A 24,583-nucleotide genomic window follows, 5' to 3' on the forward strand; every position below is an offset into this window, starting at 1 on the left:
TTCCAGCGGTCGCGCCCCAGATCAAGCGGAAGCGGAGGAACGCCATGTCCAACAAGATCGTCGTCACCGTGCCGCATAATCTGGGGGTCGAGAAGGCGAAGCAGCGCCTCGCCGAACGGCTGACGAAATTGCAGCGCGACTATGTGGACAAGGTCGCGCATTCCGAAGTCACATGGTCCGGCGACGTCGCCAATATTCACGTCAAGGCGCTCGGCCAGACTGCGAGCGCGCAGATCACCGTGCTTGCCGACATGGCGCGCGTCGAGGTGCAACTGCCGTGGCTGCTGGCCGCGCTCTCGGGCAGGGTGCAGCAGATGATCCAGCACAATGCGGATGACGTGTTGAAAATCGGCCACACACCGAAGAAGTAAGCAGCGACAAGCGTCGAATTCGCCGATCGGCTCCTTCGAGCCTGACTCGAACCGGGGAATCCCGAAAAGGCGTTCGGGAGAAGCGTGCGCGCTTTTGCGTCCGAACGCTAGACAGAACATGAGCCGTGATGATTCGACGGCTTCGCGTCGGCGCAACGCTTAATTGGCGGGAGGCGTGCGCCGTCCGAAATCCGGGGCCGACGTGTCCTGACCCTGTTCGATGATGGAGCGGCGAATGGCGCGCGTTCTCGTGAAGAAATCGAACAGCCCGTCGCCGTCGCCGCGGCGGATCATGCGCTGAAGCGCGGAGAGATCCTCGTTGAAGCGTCCGAGCATCTCCAGCACGGCTTCGCGATTGTTGAGGAAGATATCGCGCCACATCGTCGGGTCGGAGGCGGCGATGCGGGTGAAATCGCGAAAGCCGGACGCCGAGAACTTGATGACTTCCGAGCGCGTCTGCTCGCCGAAATCATCCGCCGTGCCGACGATGTTATAGGCGATGAGATGCGGCAGATGGCTCGTGAGCGCCAGCACCTTGTCGTGATGATCCGCGCTCATCTTCTCGACCCTGGCGCCGATGCGCGTCCAGAAGGCCGCGAGTTTTTCCACCGCGGCCGCGTCGGCGCCGTCGGGCGGGGTGAGAATGCACCAGCGGTTTTGAAAAAGCGTCGCAAAGCCCGCGTCGGGGCCGGAAAATTCCGTGCCGGCGATCGGATGCGCGGGAATGAAATGCGCGCCCTCCGGAACATGCGGCGCGACCTGCACGACGACGGCGCCTTTCACAGAGCCGACGTCGGAGATGACGGCGCCATTCTCCAGGTACGGCGCGATCTCCTGCGCCACCGCGCCGCAGACGCCGACCGGCGTGCAGATGATGACGAGATCGGCGCCGCGCAACGCCTCAGCCGGATCACCGCTCGCCTCGTCGGCGATGGCGATTTCGCGCACGCGCGCCATCACCTGCGGCGATGCGTCGAGAATGGCGATCTCGCGCGCGGCGTCATAGGCGCGCGCCGCGCGGGCGATCGAAGAACCGATGAGGCCGGCGCCGATCAGCGCGAGCCTGTTGAAGATCGGCTCAGCCATGAGCGACGTGCTGCGCGGGCGCCTGCGCGTCCTGCATGAATTCGGCGAGGGCGGCGACGACGGCCTCATTCGCCTCCTGCGAGCCGACGGTGAGGCGCAGGAACTCGCCCATCCCATAGGCGCCGATCGCGCGCAGAATGAGGCCGCGCGAGGTCAGGAAGCGATCGGCGTCGGCCGCCGTCCGCCCCGGCGTATCCGGGAAGCGAATGGCGATGAAATTGCAGACGCTCGGCAGTACGTCGAGGCCGAGCGCCGAAATCTCGCGCGTCAGCCATGGAAGCCAGCGGTCGTTATGCGCAATCGCCGCTTCGAGATGCGCGACATCCTCCACGGACGCGACGCCGGCGACGGAGGCTGCGCTCGACACATTGAAAGGCGAGCGGATGCGGTTCAGGGCGTCGATGACATGCGCGGGGCCGTAGCCCCAGCCGAGCCGCAGGCCGGCGAGGCCGTAGATTTTCGAGAAGGTGCGCGTCATCACAACATTCTCATGCGCGTCGACGAGCGCGGCGCCAGCCTCATAATCCTCGTGGGTCACATATTCGGCGTAGGCCGCGTCGAGAACGAGCAGGCAATGCGGCGGCAGGCCGCGCGCAAGCCGCGCGACTTCGGACGCGGGGAGATAGGTCCCGGTGGGATTGTTCGGATTGGCGAGGAAGACGATCTTCGTCTTCTCGCTCACGCAGGCGAGCATCGCGTCGACACTGGCGGTGTAATTCGTCTCCGGCGCGACGACGGGCGTTCCGCCCGCGGCGTGGATCACGATCTTGTATTCGAGAAAGCCATACTGGCTGTAGACGCCCTCGTCGCCCGGACCGACATAGGCGAGCGCCAGCAGTTCGAGGATGTTGTCCGAGCCGGCGCCCATGATGATGCGCTCGGGGTCGAGCCCGTGACGCGCGCCGACCGCCGCGCGTAGTTTGGCCGAGGAGCCGTCGGGGTAGATCGCGATGTCTCCGGCCATGTCGCGCAACGCCTGCACGGCGCGCGGCGAGGGGCCGAGCGGCGTCTCATTGGCGGAAAGCTTGAATACGCGCCGGGCGCCGGGGGCGGCGCTCTTGCCGGGCACGTAGGGGTCGATCGCCAGCACGCCCGGACGCGGGACGGGACGAGTCATATGTCAGCTCCTTGGCGCGAAAACGCCGCTGCGCGCTTCGTTGAGTTCGTATCTGCCCGCATGGCTGCCGATGGGCTCCACGACCGCATCGGCGACGCCGGCGGCGGAAAGCTCCTGCGCGAAACGCGCGGCCTCGACATGGCCGGGCGCGGCGACCATCAGCGAGAGGCCGCCGGCGTGCGGGGCGCTGGCGAGGATTTCGCCCTCCAGCGCCGAGACGACGGCGGGGATGGAATGCGACCAGCGCGGAAGGTTGATCGCATAGAGCAGAATGTCCCGCGAGGCGGCGTCCTTCGCCGGGCGCGCGACGACGAAGACGGGCAGGCCCGCCGGGTGGTCGGGCCGCTCGACGAAGGGAAGACGCGCGATGATCTTGGGCGCGTTCTCGCCGACGAGCCGCACCCACCAGGCGCCGTCGTTGATCGCGCCGGTCGCGCGCAGCACGCCGAGATCGCCGGCCGAAGCCGCCACCGCGTCGATCACCGCGCTCGCGCCGTGATGCGCGATGTAAGGCACGGTGAAGCCGAAGTGGAATCGCGCGCTGTCGCGCATTTGCGCGTCGCCGCCCGAGTCGTCGGCGTGGACGGAATAATTGTTCTGGACGTAGGTGAAGGTCGAGACGATGACGCGCCAGACGCCTTCGACCGCGTCGACGGGCAGGAGGCCGCGATGCCGCTCGACCAGCGCGCGCATCATCTGCGCCTCGCGGTCTGGCCGGAAGGCGCAGCCGCCGCCCTGCGCGCGCTTCACGGCGATCAGCCGGTCGATGATCTCGCCACGCGCCATCAGCAGCCGATGCATTTCGAGATCGATGCGGTCGATCTCGGCGCGCAATTCGGCAAGCGTGTCGGCGGCGGGCGTCAGGACAGGCGAGTCTTGCATGGCGACTGTCTTAGGCCAGCGGGCGGCGAGAGTGAAGGGGGCGCCGCGCGGCCAGAACGGCAATCTCCGCCGGCAGCGGAAATTTCACGCGCCCGGAAGCCTTGCCCTCGCGGCCGAGGTGGGGCTTCCTTGCTCCGGTGAAGGGGAGGCCGCCATTGAGCTGCTTGCATCAGGGATATTTCACGACGGGGCTCGACGCCGATCCCGAACTTGCCGACGCCATTCGCGGGGAGTTGCGCCGCCAGCAGGACGGGATCGAACTGATCGCTTCCGAAAACATCGTCTCCCGCCTCGTGCTGGAGGCGCAGGGGTCGGTTCTGACCAACAAGACCGTCGAGGGCGCGCCTTATCGCCGCTATTATGGCGGGGCGGAATACGCCGACAGGATCGAGTCGCTTGCGGTCGAACGCGCATGCCGGCTCTTCGGTTGCCGCTTCGCGAATGTGCAGCCGCATTCTGGCTCCAACGCCAATGCGGGCGTCTTTCTCGGCCTGCTGAAGCCCGGCGATCCGATCCTCTCCATGAATGTCGCCGCCGGCGGGCACATCAGTCACGGGCATCCGGCCACGCTTACCGGGCGCGACTACAAGATCACGCAATATGGCGTGAACCGGGAGACGGAGCGCATCGATCTCGACGAGCTTCGCGATCTTGCGCTCGCGGCGCGTCCCCGCATGATTATCGCCGGCGGTTCGGCCTATCCGCGCGCCATCGACTTCTCCGGGCTTCGCGCCATCGCCGATGAGGCGGGGGCGTATCTCCTCGTCGATATGGCGCATTTCGCGGGGCTGGTCGCGACGGGTTTGCATCCGCACCCCTTCCCGCACGCGCATGTCGTCACCACGACGACCTACAAATCCCTTCGCGGCGCGCGGGGCGGCGTTGCGCTCTGGAACGACGAATCCCTGAGCGACAGGATCAACGCCGGCATTTTTCCGGGCGTTCAGGGATCGGTGCTGTTGCATGGGGTCGCGGGCAAGGCGGCGTGTCTCGGCGAGGCGCTGCGGCCCGAGTTCACGCTTTACAATCGGGCGACGCTCGAAAACGCCCGCGCGCTGGCCGAGGCGCTGTCGGAAGCGGGCCTGCGCATCGTCACGGGCGGGACCGACACGGGGCTGATGCTCGTCGATCTCACGCCGCGCGGCGTCACGGGCGACATCGCGGCGAAGGCGCTGGAGCGGGCGGGACTCGCCGTGAACAAGAACCTCATCCCCTTCGACATGCAGCCGCCCGAGGCGCCGTCGGGGCTGCGCCTTTCCAGCAACGCCGGAACGACGCGCGGCTTCGGCGTCGGGGAGTTTCAAACAATCGCGCGCTGGATCGACCGCGTTCTGCGGGCGCCGGACGACGGGCGGGAGATCGCCGCCATTCGTGAGGAGGTGCGGAAGCTGTGCGCTGAATTTCCCATCTACTGAGCCGCGCCCGGCAGCGAGGCAAGGGAAAGGCGGCCGGGGGGCCGCCTGCCCGGTCTCAGCGTCGGGTCGCGGGAATCTCTGCGCCGGATGCGACCCAGCGGTCGTAGCTTTGGAACTTGACGCCGACCTTGTCGTAGGCGACCCGCAGATATCCGTCCGGCGCGCGCCAGACCGCCTGCGGCATGACCTTCTGCACTTCCTGAGCCATGACGCCGACAAAGGCTTTCTCGCCGCCGTTGTAGATGAAGCGATAGAAGCCGAGGCCATTGTCGAGACGGCCGAGGAGGGTGACGGCATGCTTGAGGCGCAAGTCGGATCGGCGCCCGCCGTGGAAACCGCCGCCACCGTGGAAGCCGCCGCCGGCCCTCATGGCGCCGCCCCGAAAGCCGCCTGCGGGCCGGCCGACTCCGGCGCCGCCGAAACCGCCCGCCGGGCGCGCTATCGGCCGGTTCATCGCCGGTCTCGTGGCGGGCCGGGTCACGGGGCGAGTCACAGGTTTCGGGCGGGCGATGGGTTTGGCGCCTCCGCCAACGCCCGGCTTGCCGACTCCGGGGCGCCCGCCGCTCACGCCTGGACGGCCGCCGCCGATCCCGCCGCCGCCTCCGAGTCCGCCATTATTGCCGGGTCCGCCTCCCGCGCCGGGGCGCCCGCCGCCGATCCCCGCGCCCGGACGGCCTCCGCCATAGCCGGGGCGCCCGGCTCCCACGCCCGGTCCGCCGCCAATGCCCGGCCGGCCCCCGGGCCGGTAATGGCCCGGATCCGGCCGCCAGGGCTTTCCGCCGATGTTGACGTCATTTCCAATATTGACGTTGTTGCCGCCGCCGACGGCCATGCCGGGACGCCAGCCGGGATAAGGCGGCCGCCACGCCGGATAACCCGGCCAGACCGGCCGATAGAACGCGCCCGTGCCCCAGTTCCAGTAATTGCCGCGCCAGGCCGAGCCGATCGCGACGCCGGCGCCGAAGCTCAGCAGTCCGGCCGCGACCGCCATGCCTGTTCCATTATAGGCCGGCGCATAGGCCGCGACCGGATCGTAGGAGGGGACATAGATGACCGAAGGGTCCGGGGAGGCGATCGTAACGACGTCGCGCCCGTCCTGTTTCTCGGTCGTGACCTGCATCTCCTTGCCGGACCTGAGCGTTCCTGCCTTCTGCGCCCTGGCGCGCAGCAGCTGGATGACATTGGCGACGTCCTGCGGCTGATTGACGATCGCCGCGCCGAGATTCTCGGTCCATTCGAGGTCGTCGTTCATCTTGTCGAGCACGGTCGGGAAGCGCAGCATCGCTTTCACCGACGGATCCCAGTCCTGAGCGTCCGCGCCTGAAAAGTCCTGTTTTTCGGCGGCCGCCCTGTTCTTCTCGAGCCAGCGATGCGCCTGAACGATCTCCAGCGGATAGGCCGAAGCGGGCAGCAATTGCGCCAGCAGAGCGTCGGGATAGAGCGCGATCGGCGCTAGCAGCCTCTCGAGCTCGGCCTGCGTGAACTTCGGCGCCTCGGGCGCGGGCTGCGGAGCGGCCGGGGCGGCGGCGTCCGGCGTCGGGACGGGCGGGGGATCGATGGCGAAGGAATATTCGGGCGTGAGCGCGACGAGCAGGCAGGCGACGCTGGCGACAAGCCTTCTGGCGAGCGCTGTCTCGTTCTTGTTTTTCGACATTCGTACGTTCCCGGGAAACCGGCGTAGCCGCTGAAAAAGACGAAAGACGCGGGTTTGTCCGTTCGCCGATCGCACGGCCCAGCATAAGCGAGCGCGTCAATCCACGCGAGTCGCGCCTGTGGATTCAACCGCAATGAAGGGTGAAAAAACAGAAGGCCCGAAAGCGGCGTTGGAACCGCTTTCGGGCCTTTGATCGGCGCGCATGACAGGCGACGGTCGGGACCGTCGCCCGTTCGGGCGCGTGCTCCTCAGTAGGAGTAGTACATGTCGAACTCGACCGGATGCGGGGTCATTTCGAAGCGCATCACGTCCTGCATCTTCAGCTCGATGTAGGACTCGATGAAGTCCGTGTCGAAAACGCCGCCGGCAGTCAGATAGGCGTGGTCGGCCTTCAGGCTCTCGAGCGCCTCGCGGAGCGAACCGCAGACGGTCGGGATCGCCTTCAGCTCTTCCGGCGGCAGGTCGTAGAGGTCCTTGTCGGCCGGCGCGCCCGGATCGATCTTGTTGGCGATGCCGTCGAGGCCGGCCATCAGCATGGCTGCGAAGGCGAGATAGGGGTTGGCCGTCGGATCGGGGAAGCGGACCTCGACGCGCTTGGCCTTCGGGCTCGTGCCGAACGGAATGCGGCAGGAGGCCGAGCGGTTGCGCGAGGAGTAGGCGAGCAGCACCGGCGCCTCATAGCCCGGGACCAGACGCTTGTAGGAGTTGGTCGACGGGTTGGTGAAGGCGTTCAGCGACTTGGCGTGCTTGATGATGCCGCCGATGTACCACAGGCATTCCTGCGACAGGCCGGCGTATTTGTCGCCCGCGAAGACCGGCTTGCCGCCGTTCCAGATCGACTGGTGCACGTGCATGCCCGAGCCATTGTCGCCGAAGACCGGCTTCGGCATGAAGGTGGCCGACTTGCCGTAGGAGTGCGCCACCTGATGGATCGCATATTTGTAGATCTGCAGGTGATCGGCGACGGTGACGAGCGTCTCGAACTTCAGACCGAGCTCGTGCTGGGCGGAGGCGACTTCGTGATGGTGCTTCTCGACCTTCACGCCCATGGCCGCCATGGCCGCCAGCATCTCGCCGCGCATGTCCTGGGCGGAGTCGACCGGCGGAACGGGGAAATAGCCGCCCTTGGTGCGTACGCGGTGGCCGAGGTTGCCGCCTTCATAGGCGGTGTCGGAGTTCGTGGGCAGTTCGACCGAGTCGAGAGAGAAGCCCGTATTGTAGGGGTCGGCCGAGAAACGCACGTCGTCGAAGACGAAGAATTCGGCCTCGGGGCCGAAATAGGCGGTGTCGCCGACGCCGGCGGTCTTGATGTGGGCCATCGCCTTCTTGGCGATGCCGCGCGGGTCGCGGTTGTAGGGCTGGCCGGTCAGGGGCTCCATGACGTCGCAGACGATCGACATGGTCGAAGCGGCGAAGAACGGGTCCATCGTGCAGGTCGACAGGTCGGGCAGCAGGGTCATGTCCGACTCGTTGATCGCCTTCCAGCCAGCGATCGAGGAGCCGTCGAACATGATGCCTTCGTTCAGCGCGTCCTCGTCGACGATCGAGACGTCGAAGGTGACGTGCTGCCACTTGCCGCGCGGGTCGGTGAAGCGGAAGTCGACGTATTTAACGTCGTTGTCCTTGATCTGCTTGATTACGTCCTTGGCCGTTGTCATTTTGATCGTTGCCTCTGTCTGTTGCCTGGTTATGTGCGTGTTGGGCGCTGCGGAGCGTCGGAAGATCTTGTCGAGAAAGCTCATGGGGCGGGAACTCGATGGTCTAGATCGCGTCCGCGCCGGTCTCCCCCGTGCGGATTCGGATCGCGCCTTCGATGTTGGAAACAAAAATCTTGCCATCGCCGATGCGGCCCGTCTGCGCCGCATTGCGAATGGCCTCGACCGCGCGATCCACGGCCTCGTCCGCCAGGACGATCTCGATTTTTACTTTCGGAAGAAAATCAACAACATATTCGGCGCCCCGATAGAGCTCGGTGTGCCCCTTCTGGCGTCCAAAACCCTTAGCTTCGGTGACGGTGATGCCTTGCAGTCCCGCCGCCTGCAAAGCCTCTTTCACTTCATCGAGCTTGAACGGCTTTATGATCGCCTCGACCTTCTTCATTTCTCTTCCCCGCGCTGCGTCTAAGCCCGCGCCCGCGCCTATGCCTCGCCAATAGCCGACGCCGTCGAGCTTCTAGCATTGGAGCGATTTTGGCGCCATGGCCAAAGTTCTGGCGCCGGATTCCGGTCCGGCGCCGAGGATTTATACGATATGCCTTAATTTTAGGCGATAGATGATCAGTTCGGCGGCGCCTGTTTCAATCAATCAATTGGCCACGACCGGCAAATCCGCGCGGCCGCCCCATTCCGACCAGGAGCCGTCATAGACGGTCGCCGGCGCGCGTCCGGAGGCCGCAAGCGCGAGGCTCAGGATGCAGGCGGTCATGCCGGAGCCGCAGCTCGCGATCACCGGCCGGTCGGGGTCGAGCCCGGCGGCGGCGAAGGCGGCTTCGAGCCCGGACCTTTCCTTCATGCGGCCGTCCTGGATCACGGCGGGGAAGGGCAGGTTGCGCGCGCCGGGCATATGACCCGAGCGCAGGCCGGGTCGCGGCTCGGGCGCGCGACCATGGAAGCGCTCGGCCGAGCGCGCGTCGACGACCTGCGCGGCGCCGCTTTCGAGCGCGGCCCTCACCGCTGCGGCGTCGGCGACGAGATCGGGGTCGAAGCGCGCGGTGAATACTCGCGGCGTGCGCTGCGGCTCGCCGCTCTCGAGCGGGCGTCCCTCCGCCTTCCAGGCCGGCAGCCCTCCCGCGAGGATCGAAACCTTGTCAACGCCGAACACATTGAGCGTCCACCAAAGACGCGGCGCCGAAAAGAGGCCGACGCTGTCGTATACGACCGCGCGCATGCCGTCGCCGAAACCGAGTCGCCGCATCTCCGCCTCGAAGACCTCGGGAGACGGGAGCATGTGCGGGAGGTCGGTCGAATGATCGGCGACGCCGTCAATGTCGAAAAAGACAGCGCCGGGAATTTGGCCCGCGAGATATTCCGCGCGGGGGTCGCGACCGGCCGCCGGCATGTGCCAGGAGGCGTCGAAGACGAGAATGTCGGGTGAAGAAAGATTGTCGGCGAGCCATTGCGTGGAGACGAACAGATTTTCCAGGTCGATCTTTCGCGGCATTGTCTCGCTCAGGTTGCGGTCCGGGCCAGCTTGCATCCGGCGCTTTCGCGGTCACAATACGCCGATTCGATTCTCACTGTCTCGTGGCCCCGATCCTCATGCTCGACATCCCCGGCAAAGCCTGCGGCCCTTGTTACTTCTGCTGCAAGGTGCTCGAAATCGAGGAAATGAAGAAGAAGGCCGGGACGCTGTGCGCGCATTGCGCGCTGACCGGCGGCTGCGGCGTCTATGACACGCGCCCGGAAGTCTGCCGCGACTATTATTGTCAGTGGAAGGAGGACCGCGGCCTTCCCGCCACCATGCGGCCCGATCGCGTCGGAACGCTGCTGATGGACGACCCCGACAGCGACGAGTATCACGCCGTCTGCGACCCGGAAAAGCCGTTTTCCTGGCGCAATCCTCTCGTATTCAGGCATCTCGTCGCCGAAGCCAAGGCGGGCAGGATGGTCGTCGCGAAGGCGGGGTTGCGCGCGTGGCGCATCTATGCCGACGGACATTGGCAGGAGTCGGCCTGATGCCGTCCTTTCATGATGTTTGCGGCGTCCTTCTTCCGAATGTGCGGATCATGAGCCCGATCGACACGCTTTCCATCGTCATCATGCGCAAGGCGCGCGTCGCCGCTCTCCTTTGCGGGGGGCTCGCGGCCGCCGCTCCGGCCAGCGCCGAAACGATCAAGGCGCATTACGCGCTGAGCCTGATGGGCCTTTCCATAGGCAGCGCCTTCGCCTCAGGCGTCGTCGAGCCGCAGACCTATCGCATCGACATTTCGATGAAGACGACGGGGCTCGCCAATCTCGTCAACAGCACGAAGGGCGCGGCCTCCGCGACGGGCGGTCTGGGTCCGGGCGGGCCGTCGCCCGCGACCTACGCCAATACGACTGCCAACAGCGACGAAACGCGCACCGTTCGCATGGCGCTCGGCGGCAATTCCGTGCAGGCCGTGGAGGTTAAACCGGCGCCCTGGGACGCCGCCGCGCGCATCCCCGTCACCGAGAGCGCGAAAAGGCGCGTCGTCGATCCAGTGAGCGCGCTGATCATGAGCGTGCCGTCGGGGCAGGATCTGGCGGGCCCCGCAGCCTGCGATCGCACGATCTCCGTCTTCGACGGCGTGACGCGTTTCGACGTCGCGCTGTCCTACGCCGGCGCGCATGAGGCGCATACGAAGGGCTACTCCGGCCCGGTGGCCGTCTGCTCGGCGCGCTATACGCCGATCGCCGGACACCGTCCCGACAGCACCTCGACGCGCTACATGGCGGAGAACCACGACATGAACGTCTGGCTCGCGCCGCTCCCGGAGGCCCATGTCGTCGTGCCGATCCACATCGACATCCGCACGGCCGCCGGCAAGCTCGTCATCGACGCCTCGGAATTCCAGGTCGGTCAGCGACGCGCGGATTCCGGCCGCTGACCTGTCGCATCAGTCGATACGCACTTCCTTCGTCGTTTTCCGGTTGCGGCGGTCGGATTCATATTCGAGATAGCGGACTTCCGTCGGGTCGCCGCCGGGGTTCAGGCAGAAGGACGGGCGCGGCGTGAAGCCGCCCGCCGGATTCTCGAAACATTCCGAGAAACGCACTTCGCATTGGAACATGGTCTCGGTTTTCGGCGCGGCGCGGGCGGCGACGGCGCGCGCCTTTTCCACTGCTTGCGCGCAGACGTCCGCCGCGATTCCCCATGCCTTGCAGTCGTTGAGCGTGGACATGTATTTTCCGCCGCCGGCGCACGCGGGGGTGCGGCCCCGCATCGCATAAAAGGCCGAAAAGCCGGCCGCGGCAAGCGCGACTCCGATCACGACTATTGTCAAACCCCTGGTCGCCATGCGTTTCCACTTGTTCTTATTTTGCTGTTCGAAGCGAGATTAGTCGCCCGCCGCATCGTGCGGCAAGCGTAAACTGTGCTCTTGTCCGGCTGAGACGCGACGACTCGTCGCAATGCTGTCCCGGGCGGTCGCTTGACAAGGATCGGCGACTACAATAGTTGGTCGCACCACCGCATTTCGGAACCGCAGCGATGCGCTGTGGAGCAATATGGCTCACCGACGCGGACAGGGCCGAACGAGCGATGCAGACATGTTCCCCCCTATGTGAACTTGACGTATAGTCATACACGCAGGGGAACGGGTCCGCGGTGAGATCCACGTGACCGCGATTACAAAAATGACGGCGCCGCTTGCGGCAGTGTTGTATTGTGACATGTCGGCTTGTGGTTAAGAACCGGCAAACTGTGTGACAGAAGGAGGAACTTATGGGCGCTATTCTCGAACTGACCAGCTATGCGGCGACCCCGATGGGCATGATCGCGATCATCGTCATCGGCGCGGTTGCTTATTTCGCCGCCCGCTGGGTCTTCACCGACTAAGGCGACCGCTCGAAGCAGCGTTTTCAGGCGCGGCGCGTCGGCTTTGGGTCGATGCGCCGCGCCTTATTTTTGTCTCGCGCTCCCATCCGTCCAGCCCTGCGGGCAGGACTTGCTTCCCCAATGGCGGCGAGTATTCTATCGCCGTGCGCCAACTCGAACGGGTAGGCGTGCGCTTTGTCCCGATCTCATAAATTACAATAAGTTGAGAGAATCGACGACGATCTTCAGCGGCGATAATCGGCTCGCGGGCGCGCTTCGCCCGGGCCTGGAGGAGATGATGGTCCCTACCTCTTCGATCAGGCCCGCGGACTCCGCGGCGGAGGGTCTTCGCGCCAGCGGCGAAGAAGCGGCGCGGCCACGCGTGGCCCGCCCCGAAAACGACGGTCGCGAAACCATGTCGCAAGGCGAGCGCATCGACGTCGCCATCGCCGACAAGAGTCCGCTCATACTTGCCGGGCTCGACAAGCTTCTCTCCGACGACAAGCGCTTCAACCTCGTTCTCAAGGTCACCGACGGCGAGGAATTCCTCGAGGCCGCGCGCCAGCAGAAATTCGCCATCGCCGTCATCGGCTGGCAACTGCCGACGCTGCACGCCCGCGACGTGCTGCGCGCGCTCTCGCGCCAGGTCGCCGCGCCGAAGATCGTCGTCTACAGCGGCACCAATGATCCGGCCGCGCCGGCCGAGACGCTGCAACTCGGCGGCGCCGGCTTCGTCTCCAAGCGCGCTCCGCCGGAGCGCCTCCTCGACGTGCTGGCGGCGGTGGCGGCGGGCGACATGGTGTTTCCCTTTGTCGACATCCGCAAGATGCGCAGCGATCCGCTCGAGAATCTGACGCTGCGCGAGCGCAGCCTGCTGTCGGCGCTCGGCTCCGGCCACACCAACAGCCAGCTCGCCAAGGATTTCGGCGTCTCGATCAACACGATCAAGTTCCACCTGCGCAATCTTTTCGAGAAGCTCGAAGTGCGCAATCGCGCCCAGGCGATCGCGCTGTTTCTGGAGATGAAGCATGGCGCCTGGCCCGGCGGCGCGTCGGGCGGCCGCAATCTCGAAGGCCCCGCCGGCGCGCGCGGGCGCAGGGGGCACGGGCGGCCGGAGTAATCCGGCCGGCGTCCCTCCCGCCGGGAAATCGTCTACGGCGCGGGGAAAAGCGCGTCGGTCTTGCCGGTCAGCCGATAGGCGACGAGCCCCATCCATTCATGCGCGGCGAATTCGACGACGCCGATCGCCTTTACCGCGAAGCGCGGCAGGATGAAGCTGAACTTGCCATTGGTGCGGTAATCGACCGGATAGGCGATCACCGGAAAATTCGCCTTGCGGAAAATGCCGATGGAGCGCGGCATGTGCATCGCCGAAGTCACGAGAAGCCAGCGCTCGCCGGGCTTCGGCTGCACGAGTTCGCGCGTGAAAATGGCGTTCTCGAATGTGTTGCGCGAACGGTCTTCGTAAAGAATGTCGCCGGCGTCCAGCCCGACGTCGCGCCAGAAGCGCTTGACGCCCTCGGCCTCGGTAAAGGGCGAGCCGCGCAGCGCCGCCGTGCCGCCGGTGAAGACGATGCGCGCATTGGGATAACGGCGCTTGAGCGCGATGGGAGCGGTGAGGCGCTCCGCAGCGTCGATCATCGCCGTATGACCGAGCTCCGCGCTCAGCTTTTCATCGACCGTGCCGCCAAGCACGATGACGCCGTCGGGCGCCGGCATGTCATCCGCGGGCCGCGGAAAACGCGATTCGAGCGGCGCGCCGAGAAACTGTCCCACGGGCCCGAAGGCCATGAGCGCCAGCGCCGCCGCGCTCAGGGCCGCGAAGCGGCGGCCCCAGCGTGCGAAGCGCGTGTAAAGCAGCGCGGCGCCGAGCGCTGCGAGAAAGATGAAGAAATGCGCAGGCGCGAAGAAGAACTCGAAAATCTTCGAGGCGATGAAGAACATGGCGCCGCCGTGCTCGATGATTGTGGAAGCCTGCCGTCATTGCGAGCGAAGCGAAGCGATCCCGCCGCGCGCGCGGCTAGCGGATTGCTTCATCACCTTCCATTCCTCGCAATGACGTCGTTGCGTCTTTACGCCATCACATGTTCGGATAGTTCGGCCCGCCGCCGCCTTCCGGCGGAACCCAGGTGATGTTCTGCGCAGGGTCCTTGATGTCGCAGGTCTTGCAGTGCACGCAGTTCTGCGCGTTGATCACGAAGCGCGGATCGGACTTCGTCTCTTCGTCGCCGTAGACGACTTCATAGACGCCCGCCGGGCAATAGAGCCGCGCCGGCTCGCCATAGATCGGCAGGTTCTGCCTGATCGGGATCGACGGGTCGGCAAGCTTGAGATGCACCGGCTGGTCTTCCTCGTGATTGGTGTTCGACACGAAGACGGACGACAGCTTGTCGAAGGCCGGTTTCTGCGTGAGCTTCTGATAAACGATCGGCGTCACTTCCGAGAGCGGCTTCAGGCAGGCGTGGTCCGGCTTGCCATGCGATTGCGTGCCGAAGAAGGAGAAGCCGAAAAGGGAATTGGTCCACATGTCGAGCCCGCCGAGCGAGGCGCCGACATAGGTGCCGTATTTCGACCACAGCGGCTTGACGTTGCGCACGGGCTTGAGGTCGCGGCCGATGTCCGACGTGCGCCACGAGGCGTCATAGGCGCTGACCTCGTCATGCGCGCGGCCTTCGGCAATCGCGGCGGCGACATGTTCGGCGGCCATGATTCCGGATAGCACGGCGTTGTGCGAACCCTTGATGCGCGGCACGTTCATGAAGCCCGCGCCGCAGCCGATCAGCGCGCCGCCGGGGAAAGTCAGCTTCGGCACGCTCTGCCAGCCGCCTTCCGTCAGCGCGCGGGCGCCATAGGCGAGGCGCTCGCCGCCTTCCAGCGTCGGGGCGATCATCGGATGGCACTTGAATCGCTGGAACTCGTCGAAGGGCGAGAGCGTCGGATTCGAATAGTTGAGATGCACGACGAAGCCGATCGAAACGAGATCGTCGTCGAAATGGTAGAGGAAGGAGCCGCCGCCCGTGTCGGACTGCAACGGCCAGCCGAAGGAATGCTGCACGAGGCCGGCTTTGTGCTTCTCCTTCGGGATTCGCCAGAGCTCCTTGAAGCCGATGCCGAACTTCTGCACGTCGCTGTTCTTCGCCAGCTCATATCTCGCGATGAGCTGCTTCGACAGCGAACCGCGCGCGCCCTCGGCGAAGAGCGTGTATTTGCCGCGCAGCTCCATGCCGCGGGTGAAGCTGTCCTTGGGCGTTCCGTCGCGGTCGACGCCCATGTCGCCCGTCGCCACGCCGACGACTTCGCCCTTTTCGCCGTAGAGAATTTCGGCGCCCGCGAAGCCGGGATAGATCTCGACGCCGAGGTTTTCGGCTTCGCTCGCCAGGATGCGCACGACATTGCCGAGCGAGCCGATGAAATTGCCATGATTGTTCATCAGCTTCGGCATCAGGAAATTGGGGATGCGGAAGCCGCCCTTCTCGGAGAGCAGAAGGAACTGATCGTCATGAACCTGCGTCTTCAACGGCGCGTCGTCGCGCGTGCGCCAGTCGGGCAGAAGACGGTCGAGGCCGATAGGGTCGATTACCGCGCCCGAGAGAATATGGGCGCCGGGCTCGGAGCCCTTTTCAATGACGACGACGGAAAGATCGGGAGCAACCTGCTTCAGCCGAATCGCCGCCGCGAGTCCCGCCGGGCCGGCGCCGACCACCACCACGTCGTAGTCCATCCCTTCGCGCGCCGGCAGTTCCGTAACTTCTTCAGCCATTTTCGATCCCTTTTCGGCCTTGTTGGAGACATTCTAGCCTTTTTGTGCGCGACGCGCCAAAAGGAGATTCTCGGCGGATGGGGCGGATCGGCTATCCATGCGACGCGGTAGAGCCGGAAGAGACAGGGCTACATGAAAACGAGCGTCGTGCTGGCGGGGATTCTTCTGGCCCTGGCGGGATTCGCCGTCTGGCGGATAATGGGCGACGGCGCCGAAGGGTCTCCGCGCTTCCTCGGCTATGTCGAGGGGGAGACTCTCTACATCGGCCCCAATGAGGAGGAGCGTCTGGCGAGACTCGCTGTCGCGGCGGGCGCGCAGGTCAAGGCCGGGGACCTTCTCTTCGTCATGACCACCACGCTGCTCGAACGCGCCCGCGCCGAGGCGGGGGCGCGAATCGCGCAATTCGAGGCGCAGGTGGAAAATCTGCAGGCCGCGATGAATCGTCCGCAGCAGATCGCCGTGCTGCAGGCGGCGCTGGAGCGCGCGGAGGCGTCGCTGAAACTCTCGCAAGAGGATTACCAGCGTCAGCGCAAGCTCTTCGCCGAGGGGCATGTCGCCAAGGCGGCGCTGGATCGCGCCGTGATGGCCCGCTCGCGCGACGAGGCGAGCGTCAAGGAGGCGCGCCGGCAGGTCGAGGTCGCGCAAATGGCCAGCCGCTCGCAGGAGATCGAGGCGGCGGAGGCCGCCATCAAGCAGGCGCGCGCGCAACAGCAGGCGCTGGACATTCGCATCAGGCGCCAAAGTGTGACCGCGCCGGCGGACGGCGTCATCCAGGACGTGTTTTTCCGCCCCGGCGAGGTGGTGAAGGCGGGCCAGCCAGTCGTGGCCCTCCTGCCGCCGGAAAACCGGAAAGTGCGCTTCTATGTCGGGGAGCCGCAGCTTGCGCGCGTGAAGCTCGGCGAACGCGTGAAGATCGAATGCGACGGCTGCCCCGACGACCTTTACGGCCGCATCTCCTTCATCTCCGGCCGTCAGGAATACACGCCCCCCGTGATCTTCAGCGACCAGGAGCGGGCGAAGCTCGTCTTCAAGGCCGAGGCGCGGCTGGAGGGCCGCGCGCGGGAATTGCCGCTCGGCCTGCCCGCGTCGGTGACGATCTGGCCCGAAGCGGGCGGGGCGGCCAAATGACCGAAGCCGGCGCCGAAAGCAATATCGCCATCGAGGCCTCCGGCCTCACGAAATTCTTCGGCGCCAAAAAGGTCGTGGACAATCTGAGCATGCGCGTCGAGCGCGGCCATATTCAGGGTTTCCTCGGCCCCAACGGCAGCGGCAAGACGACCACGATCCGAATGCTCTGCGGCCTGCTGACGCCGGATGCTGGCGAGGGGCGCTGTCTCGGCTACGACATCCGCACCCAGCAGGAGGAGATCAAGCGCCGCGTCGGCTACATGACGCAGGGCTTCTCGCTCTATCGCGATCTCACCATCCGCGAGAATCTGCTGTTCGTTGCGCGCATTTACGGCCTCGAAGACCCCGAGGGCGCGACGCGGGCGGCGCTGGAGCGGCTGGGGCTGACCTCCCGCGCCGACCAGCTTGCGGGGGAGCTCTCCGGCGGCTGGAAGCAGCGGCTGTCGCTCGGCGCCTGCGTCCTGCCCTCGCCCTCGCTGCTCCTGCTCGACGAGCCGACGGCCGGCGTCGATCCCAAGGCGCGGCGCGACTTCTGGGATGAAATCCATCAGCTCGCCACCCAGGGCCTGACCGTCCTCGTCTCCACCCATTACATGGACGAGGCCGAGCGCTGTCACGAGATCGCCTATATCGCCGAAGGGCGGCTGCTCGCCACCGGAACCAGCGAGGAGATCATCGCAGAGGCGGGCCTCTCCACCTGGGTCGTCACGGGCGAAGGGCTCGACGCGCTCGAAGCCCGGCTGAAAATCACGCCCGGCGTGGACATGGTGGCGCGCTTCGGCGCCGCCCTGCATGTCGGCGGGCGCGATGCGGCGGCGATGGAGGCGGTCGTGCGCCGCTACGCCGATCCGGCGCATCGCTGGTCGCGCGACGCGGCGACGCTGGAGGACGTCTTCATTGACCTCATGACCCGCAAGCGGGTGGAGCAATGACCGCGCCGCGACGCATATGGGGCGCCAACCGCCCCGCGCGGCGCGGCCCCGTCGCGCAGTCGTGGCAGCGATTCGTCGCCATGTTCGCCAAGGAGTTCATCCAGCTGCGGCGCGACCGGCCGACCTTCGCGATGATCGTCGGCATTCCGCTGATCCAGCTCATGCTCTTCGGCTTTGCGATCAACACCGATCCCAAGCACCTGCCGACCGCGCTGCTGACCAGCGACGACAGCCCCATCACGCGCGCGCTGGTCGGAGCCCTGCGCGCGACCGACTATCTGAACATCAAATATGAGGCGAAGGGCGAGGCGGACGCCGACCGGCTGATCCTTTCCAACAAGGCGCAATTCGTCGTGCAGATCCCGCCGGATTTTTCGAGTCGTCTCGTGCGCGGTGAAAAGCCGTCACTGCTTCTCGTCGCTGACGCGTCCGATCCCGTCGCGACGTCGGGCGTCGTCGCGGCGGTGCTGGGCGCGGCAGGTCAGGCGCTCGACCGCGAACTCACCGGACCGCTCGCCTCGCTCGCGCAACCCGCTCCGCCTTTCGTCGTCGACATACAGCGGCGCTACAATCCCGCCGGCGAAACGCGCCGCAACATCGTGCCGGGGCTGATCGGCACCATCCTCACCATGACCATGCTGATCTATACGGCGATGTCGGTCACGCGCGAAATCGAGCGCGGCACGATGGAGGCGCTTCTCGCCATGCCGATCCGCCCCGTCGAGATCATGCTCGGCAAGATTGCGCCCTATATCGTCGTCGGCGGCGTGCAGATGGCGACGATCCTCATCGTCGCCTATCTCCTTTTCGGCGTGCCCGTCGTGGGTTCGCTATTCGTGCTCGCGCCGCTCGCGCTGCTCTTCATTGTCGCCAATCTGTCTGTCGGTTACAGCTTCTCCACAGTCGCGACGAACCAGCTGCAGGCGATGCAGATGAGTTTCTTCTTCTTTCTGCCGAGCATGCTTCTGTCGGGATTTCTTTTCCCCTTCCATGGCATGCCGCTCTGGGCGCAATATCTCGGCGAGATTTTGCCGCTCACCCATTTCCTGCGCATCGTGCGCTCGGTGATGCTGAAAGGCTCCGGCTTCGCCGATCTGGCCGTCGACGCCGGCGCTCTGGCGATTTTCGCGCTTGCAGCAATGAGCCTCGCCGTGATGCGCTTCCGCCAGACGCTCGACTGAGGCCGTTGACGGCCGGGGCTTCGCGCCTCACATTTGTCTGCGGAGGACAGCATGACGACCGACGCCGATCCGATCACGAGATTCAACAACATCCTGAAAGTCGTCGCCGTGATTGCGCTGCTTCTGGGCGCCTATAATCTCTGGTCCTTCTTCAACAGCAGCCGCTATCAGGCGCTGTGCGGAGCCTCCTATTGGGAACTGAGCCGCACGCAGCTCGATTCCTGCCTGGATGCGAAGAAGGAACTGGACAAATAGCGCGGGTTTTTAAATGCGAGCGGCAGACATGACGAAAAATCCGGCGCATCCGATTTTCGTCGCCGCGCTCGCGCTGTTTGCGACTCCGGCGACGGCGACCGAAATTCATCTCGATTGTGCGCGTTCGAACCAGACGGCGATGGTCGACATCGACACCGACCGCAACTTCCTCCAGATCATGTGGGGCGAAGGCGTCGCGGAGGAATATAAGGACGGCGACTCCTATATCTCCGGCCCCGACAAATACGGGCGCAAGGAAAAAGTCGTCTATGTGATGAACATGGACAAAAGCGTCGTCACCTTCGGCTCGGACCGCCTCTGCATGGAGGACGGCGCGAAGAAATGCGCGGACCAGCATGTGCGCAACACGCTGGACGTCAATCGCGGCGAAATGAAATATGACAATGGCGACGAGATCGCCGTTCTGACATGCAACCCCGCGCCGCCGGGGCGCCGGTTTTAGATTTTCACATCAGCCGCGCGAGGCTTTGCAGGAAAAAGCCGGCGAAAAGCAGCAGGCCTGCGTCACGGTTCGAACGGAAAAGCCTCAATGCCGTCGGCGGAGCAACGTCTTCGCGAGTCTGCGACGTCTGCCAGGCGAGATGCGCCGCATAGGCGACGACGCCGAGCCAAGCGAATACGCCGCCGCCAGCGAGATGGACCGCGAGCGCCGCGCTGATCACGGAGCCCGCATAAAGCCCGCCGACCGCCAGTTGCACATTCTCGCCGAAGAGCCGCGCCGTCGAACGCACGCCCGCAATCGCGTCGTCGCGCAGATCCTGCAGCGCGTAGATCGTGTCGTAGCCGATCGTCCACAGAATCGCGGCGAGATAGAGCAGCAGCGCCGGCGCCTCGAGCGCGCCCGTGCGCGCCGTCCAGCCGAGCAGCGCGCCATAGGCGAAGGCCGTTCCGAGGATCGCCTGCGGCCATGAGGTGAAGCGCTTGGCGAAAGGATAGAGAAGGACGATCAGCGGCGACGCAAAGCCGAGCGCGATGGTGAGGCCGTTGAAGGACAGAAGCACCCAAAGGCCGATCAGGCATTGCGCGACGATGAACCAGATCGCGGCGCGGGGGCTGACGCGGCCGCTCGCGAGCGGGCGCCCGCGCGTGCGCTCCACTTTCGCGTCGATCTCGCGGTCGACATAGTCGTTGTAGGTGGAGCCGGCGCCGCGCATCACGACGGCGCCGATGAAGAAGAGCGTCAGATGCCAGAGATTGGGCGCCTCACGGAGCGAGGCGGAGGCGAGCGCGCTTCCTTCCCAGCAGGGCAGAAGCAGCAGCCACCAGCCGACGGGCCGATCGAGCCGCGCAAGCTGCACGAAGGGGCGCAGCCTCGCCGGCGCATGGCGCCAGAGCCAATGATCTGCGACAGCGTCCGGAAGTAGAGTGTCGGCGTCGTCGCCGCGCGTCAGGCTCACAGCGGTCCGGAGGGCAGTTTGGGCGGCGCCATCATGCCGCCGCCGTTGGCGGCCTGCTCGCGCTGCTGCTCCATCATCTTTTTCATCTTCGCGGCGACCGTGCAGGCCTGCGAGGCGAAATTCTGGGTCTTGCTGCGCGCCTGCTTGAAGCCGTCGAGCACATTGTCCGGAATGTTGCACCATTCCTTGTTCTTGGTCATGTAGTTGAGCATCTCGGTCTCGATGCCGACGAGCTTCTTGGCGGCGGGGCAGGCGGCGTTCGGGTCCATCTTGCCCTTGCCGGCCTTGCCCAGATTGTTCAGAACTTGGATCTGGCCCATGCGCCGTTCCGTCAGCTTCTGGAAGTCCTCCTGGCAGGACTGCGCGGACGCGCCGCTCGCGCCGGCGAGAAGCGCCAGCAGCGAGAGGCCTGCGACCATGCGCGGGTAGGAGAAGGCGCCGATGATCATGACGTTCTATCCGCTTTAAGGGGCTGTTTGTGTTACCAGCAGGCTTGCCGGTCATGCAAGTTTTCGCCAACCTGTCGGCAAACAAAGCGGCCGCTTCAAGGCAAGGTCCCCGCAAGGCGCCGCCGCACAGCAGGATCCGATCTTGTCACATTATGACTTCTCCGCTCAGCGTCTCTTCGTCGAAAGCGCGCTGGCGCCGGGGGCCGACGTTCTCCCGCCCGCCGAAGCGCTCAACTACCTGCTGAACGTCCTGCGGCTGCGCGAGGGCGACCCGATCGTTCTTTTCAACGGCCGCGATGGCGAATTTCGGGCGGAATTGCGGGAGGTGACCCGCCGCTCGGCCCGGCTCGCGGTAGGCGCGCAGCTTCGTCCCCAGACGCCGCGCGCCGACCTCGACTATTGCTTCGCCCCGCTCAAGCAGGCGCGGCTCGACTATATGGCCCAGAAGGCGACCGAAATGGGCGCCGGCCGGCTCCTTCCGGTCGTCACCCGCCGCACCCAGGTCCGCCGCGTCAATACATCGCGGCTGCGCGCCAACGCCGTCGAGGCCGCCGAGCAATGCGGCGTTCTCGCCGTGCCGGAGGTGGGGGAGGCCGCGGATTTGCCCGAGTTCCTGGCGGGCTTTCCCGCGGGGCGGCTTCTCGTCTTCTGCGACGAGGACGCGCCGATCGCCAATCCCGTCGCGGCGCTCGCTGGGAGGGAAGGCGGGGGAATCAGTCTGCTCGTCGGGCCGGAGGGCGGCTTCGACGACGTCGAGCGCGAATCGATCGCGCGTCTCCCCAATGTCGTCCGTCTGTCGCTCGGGCCGCGCGTGCTGCGCGCCGACACCGCCGCCGTCGCCGCGCTCGCCGTCGTGCAGGCGACGATCGGCGACTGGCGCTGAGGGCTCGTGCGGCCATCAACCGTTAACCTTTCGACTATACGAAAAATAAAGTGAAAATTGCTCCTATCCCAAATGAGACGGACGACCTGGCCAATTGCGACACGATCCTGCCACGATGTTCGGCTCTATTGATCGGGTGACGGGAGGGCGTCGTCGCAAGGTCGCGGAAGGCGGCTCAGTGGCAAACCCGACCGCAAAAAATTGACTGGGCCAGATTGGCCGACGCGTCGCCCGGCGGCGCGCGACAATCGGAACCGAGGCTGACCAACCCATGATGTTCGCCGCTTTACGCCCCCTCGCATCTTCCGGTTTCGCGAGCGCCAGCGTGCTCGGAGCCATGCTTGCGACCTTTGCCGTCGCGCCGGCCGGCGCGGAGACCGTCAGCCATTGCGCGCGCTATGGTTCGGACTACGTCGCGGTTGCGGGATCGAACGGATGCGTTCGGATCGGCGGCCATGTGCGTGTCGACATCGCCCGCACCCCGATCGCGCCGATGGGCTATGCCGCCATGCAGGACGGCGTGCATCACGCCGCCGCTCGCGCCGCCAACCTTCAGCCGGTCGCGCCCTTCGGGCTCAACGACCTGTTCCCGCGCTGAGGAGACGCCGGGCGGACTTTCTCGCGTGAAGGCGTGGCGTTACGCCAATGAGATCAGAAGCCTTTCCGGTTCGATCTGGCCGGAAAGGTTTTTTTACATCGGGATGACGCAGTCCGTGAAAGCGCCGTCGACTGATTCGCTCCAGGCGCCGCGGTAGCTTTCCAGCCGGCGTTCCGCCAGCGTCCGGCCTTCTTCCACAATCCGTTCCAGCGGCGCGAGATAGATTCTCTCATCGCGCCCTTGCGCATCAAGGCGCGCGCGGCGCTCGAGGCCCGCCGCCGCTATCTCCAGCATGTCGCGCGCGATGTCCCGCACGCTGCGCCCCTCGATCCCGGCCGCCAGCGCCCTCGTCGGAACTTCGGCGCGCAGGGTCTCGCGCGCGGCGGCGCTCCATCCCTTTGTCATCTGAAGCGCCTGATCGAGCGCGACGCGATCGTAATAGAGCCCGGCGAAAAGGGCCGGCAGCGCGGTCATATGCGCCCGCGGCCCGCCATCGGCGCCGCGCATTTCGAGATAGGTCTTGAGCCGCACCTCGGGAAAGATGGTGGAGAGGTGGTTGGCCCAGTCCGACATCGTCGCGCGCTCGCCCGGCAATTGCGGCAGGCGGCCGGCCAGAAGATCGCGGAAACTCGCTCCGGCGACGTCGTGATAGACGTCCCCGCGCTTGACGAAATACATCGGCACGTCGAGCGCATATTCGACGTAGCGCTCGAAACCGAAACCCTCCTCGAAGACGAAGGGCAGCATGCCGGTGCGATCCGGATCGGTGTCGCGCCAGATCCAGGAGCGCTGCGACAACTGCCCTGTCGGCCTGCCGTCGAGGAACGGAGAATTGGCGAAAAGCGCGGTGACGACGGGCTGCAGCGCAATGCCGACGCGCATCTTCTCGACCATGTCGGCCTCGCTGACGAAGTCGAGATTCACCTGCACCGTTGCGGTGCGGAACATCATGTCGAGACCGCGCGAGCCGACCTTCGGCATATAGGCCGACATGATGGCGTAGCGCTGCTTGGGCATCGCGGGCGTTTCCGCGCGCGACCATTTCGGGCTGCAGCCGAGATCGAGAAATTTGACGCCGAGCGGGCGCGCCACGGCGCCGAGTTCGCTGAGGTGGGCGTCGAGTTCCGCCTGGGTGGCGTGAACGTCGACGAGCGGCGCCCCGGAGAGCTCGAATTGCCCCCCCGGTTCGAGCGATATGGCGCCGCCGCCGCGCGGATCGGCGAGGCCGATCAGATTGTCCTGGTCGAGAATCGGCTCCCAGCCGATACGCTCCCGCAGGCCTTCGAGAAGGCTGCGCACGCCGCCGCGCTTGCCGTCGCCCTCGTAGGGCACGGGCGCAAGCCTGTCGGCGTAGAAGGGAATCTTCTCGTGTTCCGTGCCGATGCGCAGCACGGCGTCGACGCCCTTGCAACCGGCTTCCAGCGATTCGACGAGCGCATTTTGCGACGTGATCGGCGTCGTGTCTGATACGTCGCGGGCCATTTCAGAGAAGATTTTCCATAGTAGAGGGGTCGATGCGATCGACGAAGGCGCTGGGGGAAGGCGGCGGGCGCCGCTTTCCGGGGAGGATTCGGGCGCCGCCCGGCCACGGTCGTCCGGCGCCCCCGGCGGATGGATTGCCGGAAAAGCGCTCCGCGCGCAAGTCCATGAGCGAAGGCCGCCGAAGGGGAGAGGCGCGCGCCTCCGGATCCGGCGGGCCGACCCTCCGTGGTCTGATTAAACGCCCGCGAAGTAATTAAGGTTTTTGACAGAATCCTGCTTTAGCTTCACCGGCCATGGAGGCACGATGCTACGGTCATTGCGCAATTTTCTTGTCGACACGCGAGGCGCGACGGCCCTCGAATATGTGACGATCGCCTTTATGGTGTCGATCATCATTATTGCGGGCTCGACGACCATCGGCACCAAGCTGTCGACGCTCTATTACGGCAAGCTCATCGGCAATTTCTGATTTCCGA

26 protein-coding genes are annotated in these 24,583 nt (G+C 65.7%); 13 read left to right on the plus strand and 13 right to left on the minus strand.

Annotation, left to right across the window (positions count from 1 at the left end; all coding sequences use genetic code 11):
• Positions 1-44 precede the first annotated feature (44 nt).
• Positions 45-371, plus strand: a complete 327-nt coding sequence (locus LG047_RS14690) for a polyhydroxyalkanoic acid system family protein (RefSeq protein ID WP_227967510.1) — start codon at positions 45-47, stop codon at positions 369-371.
• A 159-nt stretch (positions 372-530) separates the two neighbouring features.
• Here the strand turns inward: LG047_RS14690 and LG047_RS14695 are convergent, their stop codons facing one another.
• Genes LG047_RS14695 through LG047_RS14705 form a run of 3 tightly spaced genes read right to left on the minus strand, consistent with a single transcriptional unit; the run spans position 531 to position 3,456 of the window.
• The gene (locus tag LG047_RS14695; RefSeq protein ID WP_227967511.1) at positions 531-1,457 is read right to left on the minus strand and encodes a prephenate/arogenate dehydrogenase family protein; all 927 of its coding nucleotides are present in this window, start codon (positions 1,455-1,457) and stop codon (positions 531-533) included.
• The gene (locus LG047_RS14700; protein ID WP_227967512.1) at positions 1,450-2,574 is read right to left on the minus strand and encodes a histidinol-phosphate transaminase; all 1,125 of its coding nucleotides are present in this window, start codon (positions 2,572-2,574) and stop codon (positions 1,450-1,452) included. The genes LG047_RS14695 and LG047_RS14700 overlap by 8 nt, the downstream gene beginning before the upstream one ends.
• A gap of 3 nt (positions 2,575-2,577) precedes the next feature.
• Positions 2,578-3,456 carry a chorismate mutase gene (locus LG047_RS14705; RefSeq protein ID WP_036287846.1) on the minus strand — a complete coding sequence of 293 codons (879 nt, stop codon included), beginning with the start codon at positions 3,454-3,456 and terminating at the stop codon, positions 2,578-2,580.
• Positions 3,457-3,611: 155 nt separating this feature from the next.
• On the opposite strand from LG047_RS14705, the gene glyA reads away from it, so the two are divergent.
• Positions 3,612-4,871, plus strand: coding sequence for a serine hydroxymethyltransferase (gene glyA, locus LG047_RS14710; RefSeq protein ID WP_227967513.1), 1,260 nt, complete (start codon positions 3,612-3,614; stop codon positions 4,869-4,871).
• Positions 4,872-4,926: 55 nt separating this feature from the next.
• Here glyA and LG047_RS19675 read toward each other — a convergent pair whose 3' ends face one another.
• The 4 genes from LG047_RS19675 to sseA form a co-directional block, all read right to left on the minus strand.
• Positions 4,927-6,525, minus strand: coding sequence for a DUF3300 domain-containing protein (locus tag LG047_RS19675; protein WP_305080338.1), 1,599 nt, complete (start codon positions 6,523-6,525; stop codon positions 4,927-4,929).
• 248 nt (positions 6,526-6,773) lie between these two features.
• Positions 6,774-8,183 (minus strand): type I glutamate--ammonia ligase, encoded by a 1,410-nt coding sequence (gene glnA / locus LG047_RS14720; protein ID WP_036287841.1) that lies wholly within the window; start codon positions 8,181-8,183, stop codon positions 6,774-6,776.
• A 103-nt stretch (positions 8,184-8,286) separates the two neighbouring features.
• Complete coding sequence (locus LG047_RS14725; protein WP_036283130.1) at positions 8,287-8,625, minus strand: P-II family nitrogen regulator; 339 nt, start codon at positions 8,623-8,625, stop codon at positions 8,287-8,289.
• Between the two features lie 204 nt (positions 8,626-8,829).
• Entirely contained in the window at positions 8,830-9,684 is an 855-nt protein-coding gene (sseA, locus tag LG047_RS14730; RefSeq protein WP_227967514.1) for a 3-mercaptopyruvate sulfurtransferase, read from the minus strand.
• Positions 9,685-9,782: 98 nt separating this feature from the next.
• Between sseA and LG047_RS14735 the strand changes: the two genes are divergently transcribed.
• Together LG047_RS14735 and LG047_RS14740 are read left to right on the plus strand one after the other, a co-directional pair.
• Positions 9,783-10,199: a hypothetical protein gene (locus tag LG047_RS14735; protein ID WP_227967515.1), complete on the plus strand. Its 417-nt coding sequence runs from the start codon at positions 9,783-9,785 to the stop codon at positions 10,197-10,199.
• Between the two features lie 83 nt (positions 10,200-10,282).
• On the plus strand, positions 10,283-11,092 hold the full coding sequence (locus LG047_RS14740; RefSeq protein ID WP_227968507.1) for a DUF3108 domain-containing protein: 810 nt from the start codon (positions 10,283-10,285) through the stop codon (positions 11,090-11,092).
• A gap of 9 nt (positions 11,093-11,101) precedes the next feature.
• Here LG047_RS14740 and LG047_RS14745 read toward each other — a convergent pair whose 3' ends face one another.
• Complete coding sequence (locus LG047_RS14745; protein WP_227967516.1) at positions 11,102-11,503, minus strand: DUF1190 domain-containing protein; 402 nt, start codon at positions 11,501-11,503, stop codon at positions 11,102-11,104.
• Between the two features lie 900 nt (positions 11,504-12,403).
• Here LG047_RS14745 and LG047_RS14750 point away from each other — a divergent pair.
• The gene (locus LG047_RS14750; RefSeq protein ID WP_227967517.1) at positions 12,404-13,141 is read left to right on the plus strand and encodes a response regulator transcription factor; all 738 of its coding nucleotides are present in this window, start codon (positions 12,404-12,406) and stop codon (positions 13,139-13,141) included.
• Between the two features lie 32 nt (positions 13,142-13,173).
• Here LG047_RS14750 and LG047_RS14755 read toward each other — a convergent pair whose 3' ends face one another.
• Together LG047_RS14755 and LG047_RS14760 are read right to left on the minus strand one after the other, a co-directional pair.
• A complete protein-coding gene (locus LG047_RS14755; protein WP_227967518.1) occupies positions 13,174-13,965 on the minus strand; it encodes a YdcF family protein in 792 nt (263 codons plus the stop codon).
• A 136-nt stretch (positions 13,966-14,101) separates the two neighbouring features.
• Positions 14,102-15,781 (minus strand): electron transfer flavoprotein-ubiquinone oxidoreductase, encoded by a 1,680-nt coding sequence (locus LG047_RS14760; RefSeq protein ID WP_227967519.1) that lies wholly within the window; start codon positions 15,779-15,781, stop codon positions 14,102-14,104.
• 132 nt (positions 15,782-15,913) lie between these two features.
• Here LG047_RS14760 and LG047_RS14765 point away from each other — a divergent pair, with 132 nt between their 5' ends.
• From LG047_RS14765 to LG047_RS14785, 5 genes are read left to right on the plus strand one after another with little or no spacing between them, the layout of a single operon-like run.
• Complete coding sequence (locus LG047_RS14765) at positions 15,914-16,909, plus strand: HlyD family secretion protein (protein WP_036283120.1); 996 nt, start codon at positions 15,914-15,916, stop codon at positions 16,907-16,909.
• The gene (locus LG047_RS14770; RefSeq protein WP_227967520.1) at positions 16,906-17,841 is read left to right on the plus strand and encodes an ABC transporter ATP-binding protein; all 936 of its coding nucleotides are present in this window, start codon (positions 16,906-16,908) and stop codon (positions 17,839-17,841) included. Before LG047_RS14765 ends, LG047_RS14770 begins: the two co-directional genes overlap by 4 nt.
• Positions 17,838-19,022 (plus strand): ABC transporter permease, encoded by a 1,185-nt coding sequence (locus LG047_RS14775; RefSeq protein WP_227967521.1) that lies wholly within the window; start codon positions 17,838-17,840, stop codon positions 19,020-19,022. Before LG047_RS14770 ends, LG047_RS14775 begins: the two co-directional genes overlap by 4 nt.
• Before the next feature lie 51 nt (positions 19,023-19,073).
• Positions 19,074-19,277 carry a hypothetical protein gene (locus tag LG047_RS14780; RefSeq protein ID WP_036283115.1) on the plus strand — a complete coding sequence of 68 codons (204 nt, stop codon included), beginning with the start codon at positions 19,074-19,076 and terminating at the stop codon, positions 19,275-19,277.
• 28 nt (positions 19,278-19,305) lie between these two features.
• Positions 19,306-19,740, plus strand: a complete 435-nt coding sequence (locus tag LG047_RS14785) for a hypothetical protein (RefSeq protein WP_227967522.1) — start codon at positions 19,306-19,308, stop codon at positions 19,738-19,740.
• Between the two features lie 4 nt (positions 19,741-19,744).
• Here LG047_RS14785 and ubiA read toward each other — a convergent pair whose 3' ends face one another.
• Both ubiA and LG047_RS14795 read right to left on the minus strand, forming a co-directional pair.
• Positions 19,745-20,695 (minus strand): 4-hydroxybenzoate octaprenyltransferase, encoded by a 951-nt coding sequence (gene ubiA, locus LG047_RS14790; protein ID WP_227967523.1) that lies wholly within the window; start codon positions 20,693-20,695, stop codon positions 19,745-19,747.
• Complete coding sequence (locus tag LG047_RS14795) at positions 20,692-21,144, minus strand: hypothetical protein (protein ID WP_036283111.1); 453 nt, start codon at positions 21,142-21,144, stop codon at positions 20,692-20,694. Before LG047_RS14795 ends, ubiA begins: the two co-directional genes overlap by 4 nt.
• 142 nt (positions 21,145-21,286) lie before the next feature.
• Here LG047_RS14795 and LG047_RS14800 point away from each other — a divergent pair, with 142 nt between their 5' ends.
• Together LG047_RS14800 and LG047_RS14805 are read left to right on the plus strand one after the other, a co-directional pair.
• Positions 21,287-22,027: a 16S rRNA (uracil(1498)-N(3))-methyltransferase gene (locus tag LG047_RS14800; RefSeq protein ID WP_227967524.1), complete on the plus strand. Its 741-nt coding sequence runs from the start codon at positions 21,287-21,289 to the stop codon at positions 22,025-22,027.
• A 271-nt stretch (positions 22,028-22,298) separates the two neighbouring features.
• Positions 22,299-22,625 (plus strand): porin, encoded by a 327-nt coding sequence (locus tag LG047_RS14805; RefSeq protein ID WP_227967525.1) that lies wholly within the window; start codon positions 22,299-22,301, stop codon positions 22,623-22,625.
• 93 nt (positions 22,626-22,718) lie between these two features.
• Here LG047_RS14805 and LG047_RS14810 read toward each other — a convergent pair whose 3' ends face one another.
• The gene (locus LG047_RS14810) at positions 22,719-24,107 is read right to left on the minus strand and encodes a glutamate--cysteine ligase (RefSeq protein WP_227967526.1); all 1,389 of its coding nucleotides are present in this window, start codon (positions 24,105-24,107) and stop codon (positions 22,719-22,721) included.
• A 304-nt stretch (positions 24,108-24,411) separates the two neighbouring features.
• Between LG047_RS14810 and LG047_RS14815 the strand changes: the two genes are divergently transcribed.
• Entirely contained in the window at positions 24,412-24,576 is a 165-nt protein-coding gene (locus LG047_RS14815) for a Flp family type IVb pilin (RefSeq protein ID WP_084679029.1), read from the plus strand.
• The last annotated feature ends 7 nt before the right edge of the window (positions 24,577-24,583 follow it).

It is taken from the genome of Methylocystis sp. WRRC1 (assembly GCF_020733155.1).
Lineage (GTDB): Bacteria > Pseudomonadota > Alphaproteobacteria > Rhizobiales > Beijerinckiaceae > Methylocystis.